The organism is Variovorax sp. R-27, assembly GCF_049913215.1.
Lineage (GTDB): Bacteria > Pseudomonadota > Gammaproteobacteria > Burkholderiales > Burkholderiaceae_C > Variovorax.
This window is the reverse complement of sequence record NZ_CP183984.1, coordinates 5167705-5180744: the sequence shown is the minus strand read 5'-3', so window position 1 is coordinate 5180744 and position 13040 is coordinate 5167705. Positions and strand designations below refer to the sequence as shown.

Annotated in this window: 14 protein-coding genes; 4 read left to right on the top strand and 10 right to left on the bottom strand. The window is 68.3% G+C overall.

Annotation, left to right across the window (positions count from 1 at the left end; translation table 11 throughout):
* Window positions 1-22: 22 nt before the first annotated feature.
* From lplT to ACN9MV_RS24175, 8 genes are all read right to left on the bottom strand, one after another.
* Window positions 23-1285 carry a lysophospholipid transporter LplT gene (gene lplT / locus ACN9MV_RS24210; protein ID WP_426389855.1) on the bottom strand — a complete coding sequence of 421 codons (1263 nt, stop codon included), beginning with the start codon at window positions 1283-1285 and terminating at the stop codon, window positions 23-25.
* Window positions 1282-2103 carry a GNAT family N-acetyltransferase gene (locus ACN9MV_RS24205; RefSeq protein ID WP_426389853.1) on the bottom strand — a complete coding sequence of 274 codons (822 nt, stop codon included), beginning with the start codon at window positions 2101-2103 and terminating at the stop codon, window positions 1282-1284. Before ACN9MV_RS24205 ends, lplT begins: the two co-directional genes overlap by 4 nt.
* 18 nt (window positions 2104-2121) lie before the next feature.
* Complete coding sequence (locus tag ACN9MV_RS24200) at window positions 2122-3216, bottom strand: hypothetical protein (RefSeq protein ID WP_426389851.1); 1095 nt, start codon at window positions 3214-3216, stop codon at window positions 2122-2124.
* Window positions 3216-4160, bottom strand: coding sequence for a methyltransferase (locus ACN9MV_RS24195; protein WP_426389849.1), 945 nt, complete (start codon window positions 4158-4160; stop codon window positions 3216-3218). The genes ACN9MV_RS24200 and ACN9MV_RS24195 overlap by 1 nt, the downstream gene beginning before the upstream one ends.
* A complete protein-coding gene (locus ACN9MV_RS24190) occupies window positions 4154-5047 on the bottom strand; it encodes an iron-containing redox enzyme family protein (RefSeq protein WP_426389847.1) in 894 nt (297 codons plus the stop codon). The genes ACN9MV_RS24195 and ACN9MV_RS24190 overlap by 7 nt, the downstream gene beginning before the upstream one ends.
* Before the next feature lie 118 nt (window positions 5048-5165).
* Window positions 5166-5996, bottom strand: a complete 831-nt coding sequence (locus tag ACN9MV_RS24185) for an urease accessory protein UreD (protein WP_258353482.1) — start codon at window positions 5994-5996, stop codon at window positions 5166-5168.
* A 32-nt stretch (window positions 5997-6028) separates the two neighbouring features.
* Window positions 6029-6553: a nucleoside deaminase gene (locus ACN9MV_RS24180; RefSeq protein WP_093058099.1), complete on the bottom strand. Its 525-nt coding sequence runs from the start codon at window positions 6551-6553 to the stop codon at window positions 6029-6031.
* Complete coding sequence (locus tag ACN9MV_RS24175; protein ID WP_426389845.1) at window positions 6550-7578, bottom strand: ABC transporter substrate-binding protein; 1029 nt, start codon at window positions 7576-7578, stop codon at window positions 6550-6552. The genes ACN9MV_RS24180 and ACN9MV_RS24175 overlap by 4 nt, the downstream gene beginning before the upstream one ends.
* A gap of 345 nt (window positions 7579-7923) precedes the next feature.
* On the opposite strand from ACN9MV_RS24175, the gene ACN9MV_RS24170 reads away from it, so the two are divergent.
* A complete protein-coding gene (locus ACN9MV_RS24170; protein WP_093058101.1) occupies window positions 7924-9006 on the top strand; it encodes an aromatic ring-hydroxylating oxygenase subunit alpha in 1083 nt (360 codons plus the stop codon).
* Window positions 9007-9018: 12 nt separating this feature from the next.
* Here ACN9MV_RS24170 and ACN9MV_RS24165 read toward each other — a convergent pair whose 3' ends face one another.
* On the bottom strand, window positions 9019-10320 hold the full coding sequence (locus ACN9MV_RS24165; protein ID WP_093178056.1) for a D-amino acid dehydrogenase: 1302 nt from the start codon (window positions 10318-10320) through the stop codon (window positions 9019-9021).
* A gap of 129 nt (window positions 10321-10449) precedes the next feature.
* Between ACN9MV_RS24165 and ACN9MV_RS24160 the strand changes: the two genes are divergently transcribed.
* From ACN9MV_RS24160 to ACN9MV_RS24150, 3 genes are read left to right on the top strand one after another with little or no spacing between them, the layout of a single operon-like run.
* On the top strand, window positions 10450-10917 hold the full coding sequence (locus ACN9MV_RS24160; protein ID WP_093058103.1) for a winged helix-turn-helix transcriptional regulator: 468 nt from the start codon (window positions 10450-10452) through the stop codon (window positions 10915-10917).
* Between the two features lie 4 nt (window positions 10918-10921).
* On the top strand, window positions 10922-11416 hold the full coding sequence (locus tag ACN9MV_RS24155; protein WP_426389842.1) for a GNAT family N-acetyltransferase: 495 nt from the start codon (window positions 10922-10924) through the stop codon (window positions 11414-11416).
* Between the two features lie 28 nt (window positions 11417-11444).
* Complete coding sequence (locus tag ACN9MV_RS24150; RefSeq protein ID WP_093058105.1) at window positions 11445-11846, top strand: OsmC family protein; 402 nt, start codon at window positions 11445-11447, stop codon at window positions 11844-11846.
* A 15-nt stretch (window positions 11847-11861) separates the two neighbouring features.
* Here the strand turns inward: ACN9MV_RS24150 and ACN9MV_RS24145 are convergent, their stop codons facing one another.
* Window positions 11862-13037 (bottom strand): serine hydrolase domain-containing protein, encoded by a 1176-nt coding sequence (locus tag ACN9MV_RS24145; RefSeq protein WP_426389841.1) that lies wholly within the window; start codon window positions 13035-13037, stop codon window positions 11862-11864.
* Between the last annotated feature and the right edge of the window lie 3 nt (window positions 13038-13040).

Here is a 13040-nt window from a genome sequence, read left to right as displayed (position 1 = left end):
CACGAGGAGACGAACGACCAGGCTATTGGCGGATTTTCGGAGATTCACTCTGGCTGCGGGTCGAGAGGCGGTTAGGTGCGGGACTGTATCCGAAGCGCTCCTGCGGCCGCCGACGGCGCGACCAGAGGAGGGCCGCGCCCATGGCCAGCACCAGGAAGCCGCCGAAGCCCGCAAGCGTCGGCAGCAGCGGCGCATCGAAATACAGCAGCGCGCCGTACACCCCCAGCATCGCCAGCGAGGCCAGGCTCTCGTTGAAGTTCTGCACCGCGATCGACTGGCCCGGGTGCATGTACAGCAGCCCGCGGCTTTGCAGCAGCGCGTTCATCGGCACCAGCAGCAAGCCCGCGAGCGCGCCGATCACCACCAGCAGCGCGGCGGCCACGGCGGGCTGCGTCACCAGCGTCATGAGCAATATCACGGCACCCAGTGCAATGCCGATCGGCAGCGCGCGCAACGCACGCCCGAGCGGGAACCAGCGCGAGGCAGCGACGGCGCCAGCCGCCATGCCGATGGCCACCGCGATCTGCAGCAGCGCGCCCTGCGACAGGGTGAGCCCCAGCCGCTCGGCCGCCCAGCGCAGCACCAGAAACTGCAGCGTGGCCGACGCGGCCCAGAAAAGGCTGGTGACGGCCAGCGAGATGCGCGCATCGGCATCGCGCCACAGCAGCGCCAGCGAGCCCCCGAAATCCCGCAACAGCCGGCCCGGGTGCGCCAGCGCCGCGTGGTCGCGTGCCGGGCTGTGCGGAATCGCGAGCGTGCAGGCGGCGGCCAGCAGGTACGCCGCGCCGATGGCGGGCAGGGCAAGGCCCTTGCCGACCAGCGTGCTGCCCAGCGCCACGCCGAACAGGATCGACAGCACCGTGCCTGCCTCGATCCAGCCGTTGGCGGCGACCAGTTCTTCTTGCGGAATCAGCTCGGGCAGGATGCCGTACTTGGCCGGCGAGTAGGCCGCGGCGCCAAGGCCGACCAGCGCGTAGGCCACCAGCGGCTGCACCTGCCACAGCAGCAGGGCGCAGCCGCCCAGCTTGATGAGGTTGGTGGCCATCAGCACGCGGCCCTTCGGCGCCGCGTCGGCCACGGCGCCTGCGAAGGCGGCGAGCAGCACGTAGGAAAGATAGAAGAACAGCCGCAGCGCGGGCGTCATCCAGCCGGGCGCGTGGCGCTGCATGAGCAGGTCGATGGCGACGATCAGCAGCGCGTTGTCGGCCAGCGAACTGAAGAACTGCGCGGCAACCACCGAACGCAGCGCGCGCTTCGACCGCGCGCGTGGGGCCGCCGCGCTCACGCGGTCATGCCGAAGAAGTGCTGGCGGTAGCGCGGCGACACGTCGTCCACGCGCAGCATCAGCGGCAGGTCGGCGGTGTTGAAGGCCACGTCGAGCGCGGGCGGGCCGAGCAGGCGAGCGCCGCAGCGCAGATAGCCCTTGATGAGCGGCGGGGCGGCGGGAGGCGCTGTGTCGCTGTCGGCATCGGCGTCTGCCCCGTTGTCCAGCGGCAGCGCGACGCGCGGCTCCACGCGCCAGCGCTGCTCGACCAGGTGCGTGCGGCACAGCCGGTGCCACAGCCGCGCGGCCGTCGCGCCCTGGTCGTCGAGCCCGATGCTCGCGCAGCCGATCATGGTGTCGAGCGCGTGGTCGACCATGTACTGCCCCAGCGCTGCCCACAGCGCCATGATGACGCTGCCAGAGCGCCACTCGGCATCCACGCACGAGCGGCCCAGCTCCAGCGCGCGGCCGCGCAGCGGCGCGAGCGGCGACAGGTCGAACTCGGTGTCGGTGTAGAAGCCGCCCGCGCGATGCGCCGCCTCGGGCGTCAGCACGCGGTAGGTACCGATGAGCGGGCCGGGGCCGTGCAGCGGGTCGATGGCGCGCACCAGCAGGTGGTCGCAGAAAGCGTCGAAGCGGTCGACGTCGAGCCCGGGCGGCGTGCCTTCGGGCGGTGTGAGGCGCGCGCCCATCTCCTGCGCGAACACGCGAAAGCGCAGGCGCTGGGCGTCACGCACGTCTTCTTCGCAATCGGCCCAGCGGGTTTCCAGCACGGGCGCAGCGGCCGCGAGTGGCGTGGGCGAACGGTCGGGCAGGGCGTGCGTGGCGGTGATGTCCATGTGCGTGCGGCAATTCACTCAGTTGGAGGGCGGATAGCGATCGACCAGGCGGTTCTGCCGCCGGTTGAGCCGAGCGAGCGCGAGCAGGCCGATGGGCCGCACGCCGGCCTTGCGCTGCGCCGCGCCAATGGCGAACAGCAGCCGCTGCTTGGCGAAGACCATGCGAAAGCCTTGCACCACGCCGGTGTCGGGGTCCCAGGCCTCGATGGCTTCGGAGCCCGCGCCGTTGATTTCCATGATGGTGAAGCCGCGCCCGGCGCCGAGTTCGCGCAGGCTCTGGTAGCGCACGTCGAAGCGCCCGAAACGGAAGTCGGGCATGTCGCGCGCGATGGCGTCGATGGCGCGCACGAGCTCGGGCGTGATGAGCGCCGCGCCGTCGCGGTAGAGGCCGCCCACGCGGGTCGAGCCGATGGTGGCCAGCCGCACCTGCTGGCCGGCGGCCGGCACGCAGTCGGGCGGCACGCTGCATTCGTGGCGCGGCGAGCGCGCGATGCGGCGGGCGCGCACGTCGGCCGCCACGAGCTGCGCCACGGTGCTGCGGCCGTCGCCCGTCACGCGCGGAAAGTAGCGCAGCGCCAGGCCGATGATGCGGCCTTCGCCAGTGTCGGGGTCGCGCGCATAGAAGATGCCGGCCTCGCCTTCCTGTGGCAGGTAGCGCTGCAGCACGACCGTTTCACTGCGAGGAAAGACGGCCAGGTAGGCCAGCAGCGCTGCCATGTCGGGCAGCAAGCGCACGCCGTAGCCGCACAGGCCGAGGTCGGGCTTGGCGACCACTGGAAACGCGAGGCCGCCGTTGGCCATGGTGTGCCGCAGCGAGTCTTCGGTTGCCGTGCCGTCGTTGAACACCGCGCAGTAATCGGCCGTGACCGAGCGCGCCAGCGCCCCCATGCCGCGGAAGTATTCGAGCTTGCCTTCGCCCACCAGCCCGCCGGAGGTGAGGTGTGGGTTGGCCGCCGATGGCACGGTGGCGCCGCCGTAGCGCAGCGACAGCCACAGCCACTGCACCACCAGCGGAACGCAGATGAGCCACTTGGGCATGCGCTCCAGCACGCTGCATTCGCGCACCACGGCCAGGCGGCCGGTGTCCACGCCGAAGTCGAGCCCGGCGGCCATCACGCGGCCTCCGTTGCGCGGGTGGCAATGAGGCCGACTGCGGCGATGCGATCGATGTGCGCATACACCGGCCGCTCCAGCTCCTCGCCGAACACATCGGGGTCGATCTCGGCATACGACCAGTCGAAGCCGGGTGCTGCAAGCAGGGACTGCAGTTCGGCAAGGAACGGGTCTTCGCCATCGACCATGGCCACGCCTGTGTAGAGCAGCAGTTGCCCGCCCGGCGCCAGCCGCTTCAGCGACTCGGCCGCGATGCGCACGCTGAGCGCTCGCCCGAGCCGCGTGCCGCCGTGGCGGTAGGCGCGCTGCGCGCCGTCGTCGAGGTAAGGCGGGTTCGACACGATGAGATCGAATTCGCCCTCGACCGCCGACAGCGCATCGCCTTGCGCGAGCGTGACGGCGATGCCGGCCACTTCCGCATTGATGGCCGTGTACTGCAGCGCGAGCGGGTTGATGTCGTTCATCACGACGGTCGCCTGCGTGCCCGTGGCGGCCAGCGCGCGTGCCACTGCGATGCCGCCCGCGCCGCTGCCGCAACCCACGTCCAGCACGCGCACATGAGGCTGTGCCTTGCGCCGGGCAAGTGCGTGGTGGAGAAAGCGCGCGAAGCGGCTGGTGTCCGGCCCGAAGAACACGGCGTTCTCCTCGACCGTCGGATAGGCCGAATGAAAGAACAGGTCGTCGCCCAGGCTGGCGATGCGCACGGTGCTGCGCAGCAGCGAGCCCGTGTGCCGCACGATGCCGGCACGCTCCATGTCGGCCAGCAATTCCGGCGGCACCGCGCGCGCTTCGAACGACAGGTTCCAGCCGAAGATGTCTCGCAGCGTCGCGCCCGGCTCGCGCCCGCGCCGCGCGAGCACGCGCTGGTGGGTCAGCGGGGTGACCGTGGTGAATCGGTAGCCCGTGGCCGCCACCTGGCGCAGCACGCCGGCCGCGTTCAGCATGCGATGGCCTCCTCGGCGTGCCGCAACTCGGCGGTGTAGCGCTCGAAGCAGCGTTCGCCGCAGACAAGGCGCATCAGCGCGCCTTCGGCAATGAACTGCCCGCAGGCCGGATCGACCTCGACCAGCGGCCGGATCACCTCGCGGTTCCATGCGCGCGAATGCGACACGTCGAGCGCCGCATGCAGGTCGAAGTAGGAGCGCGCGCGGCCGCTCAGGCCCAATCGGCGCATGCCGGCCGCCACTTGCTTCACGCGCCCGGGCGCCGTGAGCTCGATGACACCGAGCGCGCCTATGGAGTGGTAGCCGTAGCGGCGCGTGGTCGCCAGCCCAACCATGGTGTTGGCGAGCGCCAGCGACTCCCACACGGTGGTGTCGATGGCCGGATGCAGGCCGAGCTCGCGCACCATGTGCTCCAGCATCTGGCCGTGCATGGCGCTTTGCTTGCCGTGCCCCATCTCGTCCCAGAAGTTGCGCGCGCATTCCAGCTTGGGCTGTGGCGGCAGCTTGACCTGGGTATAGGCCAGCAGGTCTTCGAAGCCGGCCTCGCCCGCGGCCTCCTGCGTGAGGAACCAGCGCATCTGCGGCAGCGTGGCCTCGTCGGCCAGCCAGTCGAACAGCGGGTGATGCTGGCCGGGGCCGGTGTGCGCCAGCGATTCGAACCAGCTGATGAAGTGGCCCGCGTTGCCGGCCGCTGCCGCTGCCGCCGCCTGCACCGAAGCGCGCAGGGCTTCGAGGTATTTGCCTTCGAGCAGGCGGCACGCATGCTCGCGGGCGAGGTCGTCCTGCCACTGGGGCGAGGGGCTGCCGAGCCTGAGTCGCTCGGCGTTGAACCGCGCCAGGTGCCGGTGAAGCTGCGTGTTCGCGTCGGGAGTGTCGTCAGGAGACATGGCCGATCCTCGTCATCCGCTGGGCAAAAGAATCAGGTTGCGCCTTTGCAACGCGGCTGTCCGTCAGACAGTGCCTACAGATTCGCCCCTCGGCGCGGGGATCGGAGGGAGATCGGCCTCAGGTCGCCCAGATGCGCGGCGTGGCCGCGGGCAGCTGCCACAGCTCGCTGCGCCATGCCTGCCAGACCTGCCGCAGCAGCTGCATCGCGGGCTCGACCACGGGTGCCAGAACCCGCAGCACGACCACTTCGGGGTGCGGGCTGGTGGCGCCGGCGCTGTCGAACAGCGGGCTTGCTTCGAGCAGCGTGCGGGCTTGTGCAAGCAAGGCATCGCGCCGGGCGCGCGCCACCGGCGAGCCCGCCACGAAGAACAGCGAGGCCATGCAGCGGTGGCCGCCGAGGCCGATGGGGCTTTGCAGCAGCCGGTGGTCGGCCGCGTCGATGCGCCCGCGCTCCAGCCACACGCCGGGCACCTCGATGTGCTGCAGGTAGGTGCCACGCTCGAAGGGCTGCTTGGCGTTCGGCAGGCCGAGCGCGGTAACGTCCCAGCCGATCAGCTCGGCGCCGGGCGCGACCTCGATGGAGAGCCGGTTCTCCGCCTGGCAGCCGCTGTAGCAGATGGCTTCGAGCGGCAGCCATTCGAGCCGCGCGCCGGCCGCGAGGCGGATGCGCGTGCGCTGCAGCGCCAGCTCGCCTTCGGAGCGGTAGAAGCGCGAGGCGCCGGGCGTGGTGATCAGTCCGTGACTGCCGTCGGCGGCCTCGATGTCGATGTCGAGCGTGTCGCCGCCCACCAGCCCGCCCGGCGGATGCACCAGCACGTTGTGGCAGACGGTGTCGCCCTCGGGGTACAGGCTTTGCAGGATGCGCAGCGGACCGTCATGGCGAAAACGGGCGACGGTGCGGGCGGCTTCTTGTTGGTAAGCGAGATGGAGACGGGCGTGCCAGGGCATGCAGCGAGTCTAGTGCGCTCGCTTGCGGTGTCTCAGGTCTTCCAGGCGCCGTCGTGGGCCGCACTCGCTTCGTCGATCAGCGCTGGCCCGATGCATTCGATGGGATGCGGCGAGGCGCGGAACACATCGCGGCACGACAGTTCGGCATCGCGCTGGTCCTGCCGCTCGCCACGGAACACGCGCAGCCGCTCGGCATCGATGCCGAACACCACGCGCCCGATGTTCGACCAGAAGATGGCGCCGGCGCACATCACGCAGGGCTCGCCCGATGCGTAGATCGTGGCGCCCGCGAGTTCTTCGCGAGAGAGCTTGCGCCCGGCCAGCGCGCGCAGTGCGTTGACCTCGGCATGGGCGGTGCAGTCGCCCGTCTCGGCATTGCTGTTGCCGGCTTCGGCCAGCACCTCTCCGGCGGCGGAGACGATGACCGAGCCGAAGGGCCGGTTGCCCCGGCGACGTGCCGCATGCGACCAGACGATGGCCTTGCGCAGGTAGCGCCCGTCGCGTTCGTCGAGCGTGGTTTCGGCGGGATAGGTGGTGGTGTCGCTGTTGGAGTTCATGCCTTGGGGAGGGAGCGTTCGCTGCGCGATGGAAGCATTGAAGTGTTGAAGATGGCGTCGGACGCGGGCTTGACCTTGAGGCCGAAGACATCGGCCACTTCGTCGACCTGCTGTTCGAGCGTGAGTTTCTTTATATCGCCAAGACCGTGGCCGCGCGTGTCGGCCGCGCCCACGTATTGCGCGGTGATGCCCCAGCGCTCGAGTTCGATCTTCTCGTCGAGGATGGGCTCGCGCTGGCGCATGGCCGCGATGCTAGGCGCCGGATTGGCAAAGGTCTCGACGATGGCGCGGTTGCTCGCGCGCAGAAAGGCCGCCACTACCTTCGGGTTCTGCGCGATGAGGTTGCTGCTCGCGAGGATGGCGTTGCCGTACAGGTTGACGCCCGCGTCCGCGTACTTGAGCACCGACAGCTCCTCGGGCTTCATGCGCGCGAACAACGAAACGGCCGAGTCGTGGAAGTAGGTGGCGGCATCGACGTCGCCGCGCACCATGACGTTGTCGCGTGCGCTGAAGTCGGTGGTCTGCCACTGGAAGGCGTCGCCGCGCATGCCTTGCTTGCGCGCGACCATCGGCCAGGCACGGCGTGTCGATTCGACGGCCGCCGCCGCGACCTTCTTGCCCGCGAGGCTCTTGAAGTCGCCGGTCACGCCGCGGTCCTTGCGGCCGATGATCACGAACGGTGCGCGGTTGTAGTACTGGTACACGGCCTGCACCATCGGCGTGCCGGGGTTCTGCGCGTTGAACTCGACCAGCGAGCTGATGTCGCCCAGCCCCAGCTGGTAGACGCCGCTGGCAATGCGGGTAATGGAGGCGACCGAGCCGGCGCCGGTGTCGATGCTCACGTCGAGCCCCTCGTCCTTGTAGTAGCCCTTGGCCAGCGCCAGGAAGAAGGGAGAGGTCTGCCCGTTGATGCGGAAGTCGAGCGTGAACTTTAGCGGGGTGAGCTTGCCGCTGCCGCCTTGAGCGAAGACGACAGGGGCGGCAAGGGTGGCGGCACTGGCCGCGAGGAAGGATCGACGTTGCATGTGGGGCCTCGGAAGCTTCGGGTCTTGAATCCCCCTGCGCAGGGCAGAAGGCGTTTCAAGAGCAATTTCCGGGCGGGCGCACGTTCGTGGTGCGTGCGCTGCTGAACGCTTCTACTCTTGCAGCAGGTCATGCACGACGCATGCCAAGGGCCCTTTCGAGCATTTTGCTCGGGCATTGAGGGTGAGGGCTTGGAGGGGCAGCCTGGCCGGGCGCACAATCCGGGCGCGCAATTTGCAAGGCATGTTGCGCAGAGTAGAAGCGTTCAGTCGCGCGATGCCCCACGCATCCAGGCAGGAAATTGCTCTTTCACGTTCGTCCCCACGCAACAAAGAAGGAGTCCGCGCATGCTCGTTACCCAACAACCCGTCTTCCGCAAGTTCTGGCATGCCGTCATGCCGCTCACCGAACTGGCACAGGGCCCGAAGCCTTTCAGGCTGCTGGGCGAAGACATCGTTCTCTTCATCGATGCCGACGGCCAGCCCGCTGCGCTGCGCGACCGCTGCTGCCACCGCACCGCGAAGCTGTCGAAGGGCTGGTGCGTGGACAGCGAAGGCCAGGCCTGCGGCACCGGCGCCATCCAGTGCGGCTACCACGGCTGGACGTACGACCGCAGCGGCCAGGTCATCCGCATTCCGCAGTACGAAGCAGATCGCAAGATCTCGCCCGAGTACCGCACCGCTGCCTACCGCTGCACCGCGCGCTATGGCTATGCATGGGTGGCGCTCGAAGAGCCCATTGCAGACATTCCTGCCATTCCCGAGTTCGACGACCCGGGCTACCGCACCATCTTCCAGTTCTACGAAGAGTGGCAGACCAGCCCGATGCGCGCGCTCGAAAACTCTTTCGACAACTCGCACTTCAGCTTCGTGCACCGCGCCACCTTCGGCGTGGCCGCGAGCCCGAAGCCGAGCAAGTACGAGCTGGTGGAAAACGAATCGGGCTTCTATGCCGAGACGGTCATCGAAGCGACCAACCCGGTGAAGTTCCATGCGATCAGCGGCGTGACCGACCCGATCACCACGCGCCACATGCGCAACGCCTACTTTCTGCCGTTCTCGCGCCGGCTCGACATCGAGTACCCGAGCGGCGTGCGCCACATCATCATCAACTGCTTCACGCCCATCGACGATGGTCGCATGCAGCTGTGCCAATGGCTGTTCCGCAACGACACGGAGGCCGATTGCACCGCGCAGATGCTGATCGACTTCGACGATGCTGTGACGCGCGAGGACAAAGACATCCTGGAATCGACCGACCCCGATGCGCTGGTCGATACGCGCCGGCGCGGCGTGGAGTATTCGATGGAGTCCGATCGGCCCGGCATGCTGATTCGCAAGCATCTGATGCAGCTGCTTGCGAAGCATGGCGAGGCGGAGGTTTATCGCGGCATGAGCAGTGCCGTGATTCCGATTGCAAAGGCCGCCTGAGCGGCCTCCGCATCAAGCCGGAGCAGTCGCCGGGTTCGGGCGCGTTGCGCGCGATGAGCCCTGTTCGTAGCGGTCCATCGCAAGACCGTCGGTGCGGATCTCCGGCCGCTGCCCCATCACCATGTCGGAGATCAGCTTGCCCGAGCCGCAGGCCATGGTCCAGCCCAGTGTGCCGTGGCCCGTGTTGAGGAACAGGTTGCCGTAGCGCGTGCCGCCGACGATGGGCGTGCTGTCGGGCGTCATCGGGCGCAGGCCGGTCCAGAAGGTGGCGCGCGGCACGTCGCCGCCGGGGAACAGGTCGGTCACGACCTTCTCGAGGGTGGCGCGGCGGTTGGGGTTCAGGCGCAGGTCGAAGCCGCCGAGTTCGGCCATGCCGCCCACGCGGATGCGGTTGTCGAAGCGCGTGACCGCGACTTTGTAGGTCTCGTCGAGCACGGTCGATTGCGGCGCGAGCGATTCGTCGAGCAGCGGCACGGTCAGCGAGTAGCCCTTGACCGGGTACACCGGGATGTCGAGGCCCAGCGAGGCGATGGCGGCGCGCGAGTAGCTGCCGAAGGCCATCACGTAGCGGTCGGCCGTAAGGATCTTGCCGGTGGTGGTGCGTACGCCGGTGATGCGATTGCCGTCCGTCTCCAGTCCGTCGATGGTCTGGCCGAAGCGGAAATCCACGCCCAGGCCGCGCGCGATTTCTGCAAGGCCGCGCGTGAACAGGTGGCAGTCGCCGGTTTCGTCGTTGGGCAGGCGCAGGCCGCCTGTGAGGCGGTCGCGCGCGCCGGCCAGCGCGGGCTCGACGCTGGCGAGCGCATCGCGGTCGAGCAGTTCGTAAGGCACGCCGCATTCTTCGAGCACCGCGATGTCGCGCTGCACCGCGTCGAGCTGCGCCTGCGTGCGAAACAGCTGCAGCGTGCCGCCGGTGCGCTGCTCGTACTGCAGGCCGGTGTCGGCGCGCAGCTGCTGCAGGCAGCCGCGGCTGTATTCGGCCACGCGCATCATGCGTTCCTTGTTCACCGCGTAGGCCTCGGGCGAGCAGTTGCGCAGCATCGCGGCCATCCAGCGCAGCTGGAACATCGTGCCGTCGGGGCGGATGGACAGCGGCGCGTGCTTCTTGAACATCCACTTGATCGCCTTCAGCGGAATGCCCGGCGCGGCCCACGGCGTGGAGTAGCCCGGCGACACCTGGCCGGCGTTGCCGAAGCTGGTTTCCTCGGCGGGGCCGGCCTGCCGGTCGAGCAGGGTGACCTCGGCGCCCGAGCGCGCGAGATAGTAGGCCGTGGTGGTGCCGATCACGCCGCCGCCGAGAACGATGACTTTCATGGTGTATTCACTGATTCAGATGGAATGAGTGGAATCTAAAGTGCACAATGCAGTGGATTCCATTGTTTTCAGACGTTTGGCAGTGAAATACACTGCCGCCAATCGTCCAAAAGCCGCGCGCGAAGTGAAATGCCCGAACTCGACCGAATCGACCGCAAGATCCTCGACCTGCTTCAGCGCCAGGGCCGTGTTTCCATGACCGAGCTGGCCGAGCACATCGGCCTGTCGGCCTCGCCCTGCGCCGAGCGCGTGAAGCGCATGGAGCGCGACGGCGTCATCACGGGCTACCACGCGCACGTGTCGCCCGAGGCGCTGGGCAAGACGCTGCTGGTGTTCGTCGAGATCAAGCTCTCGGCCAAGTCCGGCGACGTGTTCGACAAGGTGCGCAAGGAACTGCTGCACATGCCCGAGGTGCTCGAATGCCACCTGGTGTCGGGCAGCTTCGACTACCTCGTGAAGGCGCGGCTCAGCGGCATGAGCGAGTACCGGCACCTGCTGGGCGACATCCTGAAGAAGCTGCCGGTGGCGGCCGAGTCGCACAGCTACGTGGTGATGGAAGAAATCAAGGAAACGCTGATGCTGGCCGTCGACCGCTGAACCGATGAGCAAGAACCACGACGTTCCCGACATCGCCATCCGGCCCTGGCGCCTCGACGACTTCGACGCGGTGAAGGCCATCCTCGACGACACCTTCGCCGGCACCTGGCTGCCGCAGCTCACGCCCGAGGCCGCGAAGGCCTACAAGGAGAGCGGCGAGCCCGTGGGCTACATCGACGAGATGGGGCCGGCCTTCTTCGTGGCGGAGATCGATGGCGAGGTGGTCGGCGTGGTCCATTGGGAGCACGACTTCGTGCACGCGCTGCACGTGCCGGCCGAGCACCAGCGCAAGGGCATCGCCCGCGCCCTGATGGCCTTCGCGGAAGACGGCATGCGCGCTGATGGTGTGGCACTCGCGCGGCTCGAAACCGACACCTTCAACACGCAGAGCCAGGGCTTCTACCTCGCGCTCGGCTACCGCGAGGCCGACCGCTACCCCGATCTCGAATGGCACAGCGGGTTCACGACCATCCTGTACGTGAAGACGCTTTCCTCCTGAACCGCAACTCCCTACCAAGGACATCTGCATGACGATCTCGATCCGCCGCGACGGCACCACCGGCACGCGCCACATCCTGAAGATCCGCAACCACGAGATTCCGGTCGATGCATCGCCCGCTGGCGGCGGCAGCGACGCCGGCCCCGAGCCGCATGACCTGTACGACGCATCGCTCGCGGCCTGCAAGGCGCTCACGGTGCTGATCTATGCGCGGCGCAAGGGCATTCCGGTGGAAGACATCGAGGTCGTGGTCGACCGCGACGACAGCGAGGAGCGCAAGGGCGTCTACCGCCTCAAGTCGGGCCTGCGGCTGAGCGGTGACCTGACGGAAGCGCAGCGCGACGAACTGTTGCGCGTGGCCGGCAAGTGCCCTGTGCACAAGCTCATGACCGAGGTGAAGACCGAGATCGAGACCGGCTGGGCGGACTGAGCTACCGCCGCATCGTCAATGCAGCACGCGGTAGGTGCGTACCGCGCGCAGCAGCGCCCACAGGCCGGCTTCGGCCGGCACCTTCTTCTCGTTGAACGACACGGCGATGTACACATCGTCGGCCGGCACGTAGGCCACGATGCTCGTGAAGCCCTCGATGCCGCCGCTGTGCCCGAGCATCAACCCGGGACCGTCGGGCACGTCGTAGAGCTGCACGCCCATGCCATAGAACGCGTTGCTCCCGACATAGGGGCCGAGCATGGCGGGCATGCCGGTGAACATGCGGTGTACCGCTTCGCCGGGCAGCACCTTGCCCGCGAGCAATGCGTGCCAGAACACCGCGAGATCGCCTGCGGTCGATGCCAGCGCGCCCGCGGCGTAGGGCGTGGCGTACTGGTCCGGTGCGTCAACTGGTCGGCCGGCTGCATGGCCCGTGGCGACGGGCAGTTCGACGCCCGGCTTGCGCATGGCCGTGTGCTTCAGCGCTAGGGGCTTGATGAGCCGCTTCGTGAGCACGTCTGCGAACGGCGCGCCGTCCACCTTCTCGACGATCACTCCGAGCATTGCGTAGCCGGTGTTGGTGTAGCTCCAATTCGTGCCGGGGCAGAACTGCGGCTTTTGCGACATGCCGAGTGCGATGACGTCGGCGGGCGTGCGGTAGGCCGCTCCCAGCGACGGTAGCGCGTTGAAGCTCACGAGGCCGCTGGTGTGGCGCAGCAGTTGCTCGATGGTTGTGAGCTTCGCATTCGGCGCGTCGGGAAACCACTTGTCTATGGTGTCGTCGAGCCTGAGCTTGCCTTCCTCGACGAGCTGCAGCACGACGGCGGCCGTGAAGGTCTTGGCGGTGCTCGCGACCTGAAAGGGCTGGTCGGGCACGACGGGTTGCGGCGGCTCCTTGCGAGCCAGGCCGCGCGTGGCGGACCAGATGCCTTCGCCGGGAATCGCGACCGCCACGCTGGCAGCGGGAACGTGCGCGAGCATCTTGTCGAGCGCGTCGCCGAGTGCCTTCTGCAGCTCGACAGGCAACTCGCCGTCGATGGAGCGCTTGAAGTCCTTCTGCCATACAGCTTCGGGCGCCGAGCGCATCGGCGGGCCGGCGTAGATGGGCGAGGGCGCGCACTGCGCCTGCGCGAGGCCCCACGCCACCGACGTGGCCAGCAGAACGGCCGATGAAATCTTCCGCAACGACATTCG

What these genes read in the sequence shown, in the direction of transcription:
- ACN9MV_RS24165 (WP_093178056.1), bottom strand. Translation starts at nt 10,320, where the DNA reads ATGAAAGTCATCGTTCTCGGCGGCGGCGTGATCGGCACCACCACGGCC.
- ACN9MV_RS24170 (WP_093058101.1), top strand. Translation starts at nt 7,924, where the DNA reads ATGCTCGTTACCCAACAACCCGTCTTCCGCAAGTTCTGGCATGCCGTC.
- ACN9MV_RS24185 (WP_258353482.1), bottom strand. Translation starts at nt 5,996, where the DNA reads ATGCCCTGGCACGCCCGTCTCCATCTCGCTTACCAACAAGAAGCCGCC.
- ACN9MV_RS24195 (WP_426389849.1), bottom strand. Translation starts at nt 4,160, where the DNA reads ATGCTGAACGCGGCCGGCGTGCTGCGCCAGGTGGCGGCCACGGGCTAC.
- ACN9MV_RS24145 (WP_426389841.1), bottom strand. Translation starts at nt 13,037, where the DNA reads ATGTCGTTGCGGAAGATTTCATCGGCCGTTCTGCTGGCCACGTCGGTG.
- ACN9MV_RS24190 (WP_426389847.1), bottom strand. Translation starts at nt 5,047, where the DNA reads ATGTCTCCTGACGACACTCCCGACGCGAACACGCAGCTTCACCGGCAC.
- ACN9MV_RS24150 (WP_093058105.1), top strand. Translation starts at nt 11,445, where the DNA reads ATGACGATCTCGATCCGCCGCGACGGCACCACCGGCACGCGCCACATC.
- ACN9MV_RS24180 (WP_093058099.1), bottom strand. Translation starts at nt 6,553, where the DNA reads ATGAACTCCAACAGCGACACCACCACCTATCCCGCCGAAACCACGCTC.
- ACN9MV_RS24175 (WP_426389845.1), bottom strand. Translation starts at nt 7,578, where the DNA reads ATGCAACGTCGATCCTTCCTCGCGGCCAGTGCCGCCACCCTTGCCGCC.
- ACN9MV_RS24160 (WP_093058103.1), top strand. Translation starts at nt 10,450, where the DNA reads ATGCCCGAACTCGACCGAATCGACCGCAAGATCCTCGACCTGCTTCAG.
- ACN9MV_RS24200 (WP_426389851.1), bottom strand. Translation starts at nt 3,216, where the DNA reads ATGGCCGCCGGGCTCGACTTCGGCGTGGACACCGGCCGCCTGGCCGTG.
- ACN9MV_RS24205 (WP_426389853.1), bottom strand. Translation starts at nt 2,103, where the DNA reads ATGGACATCACCGCCACGCACGCCCTGCCCGACCGTTCGCCCACGCCA.
- ACN9MV_RS24155 (WP_426389842.1), top strand. Translation starts at nt 10,922, where the DNA reads ATGAGCAAGAACCACGACGTTCCCGACATCGCCATCCGGCCCTGGCGC.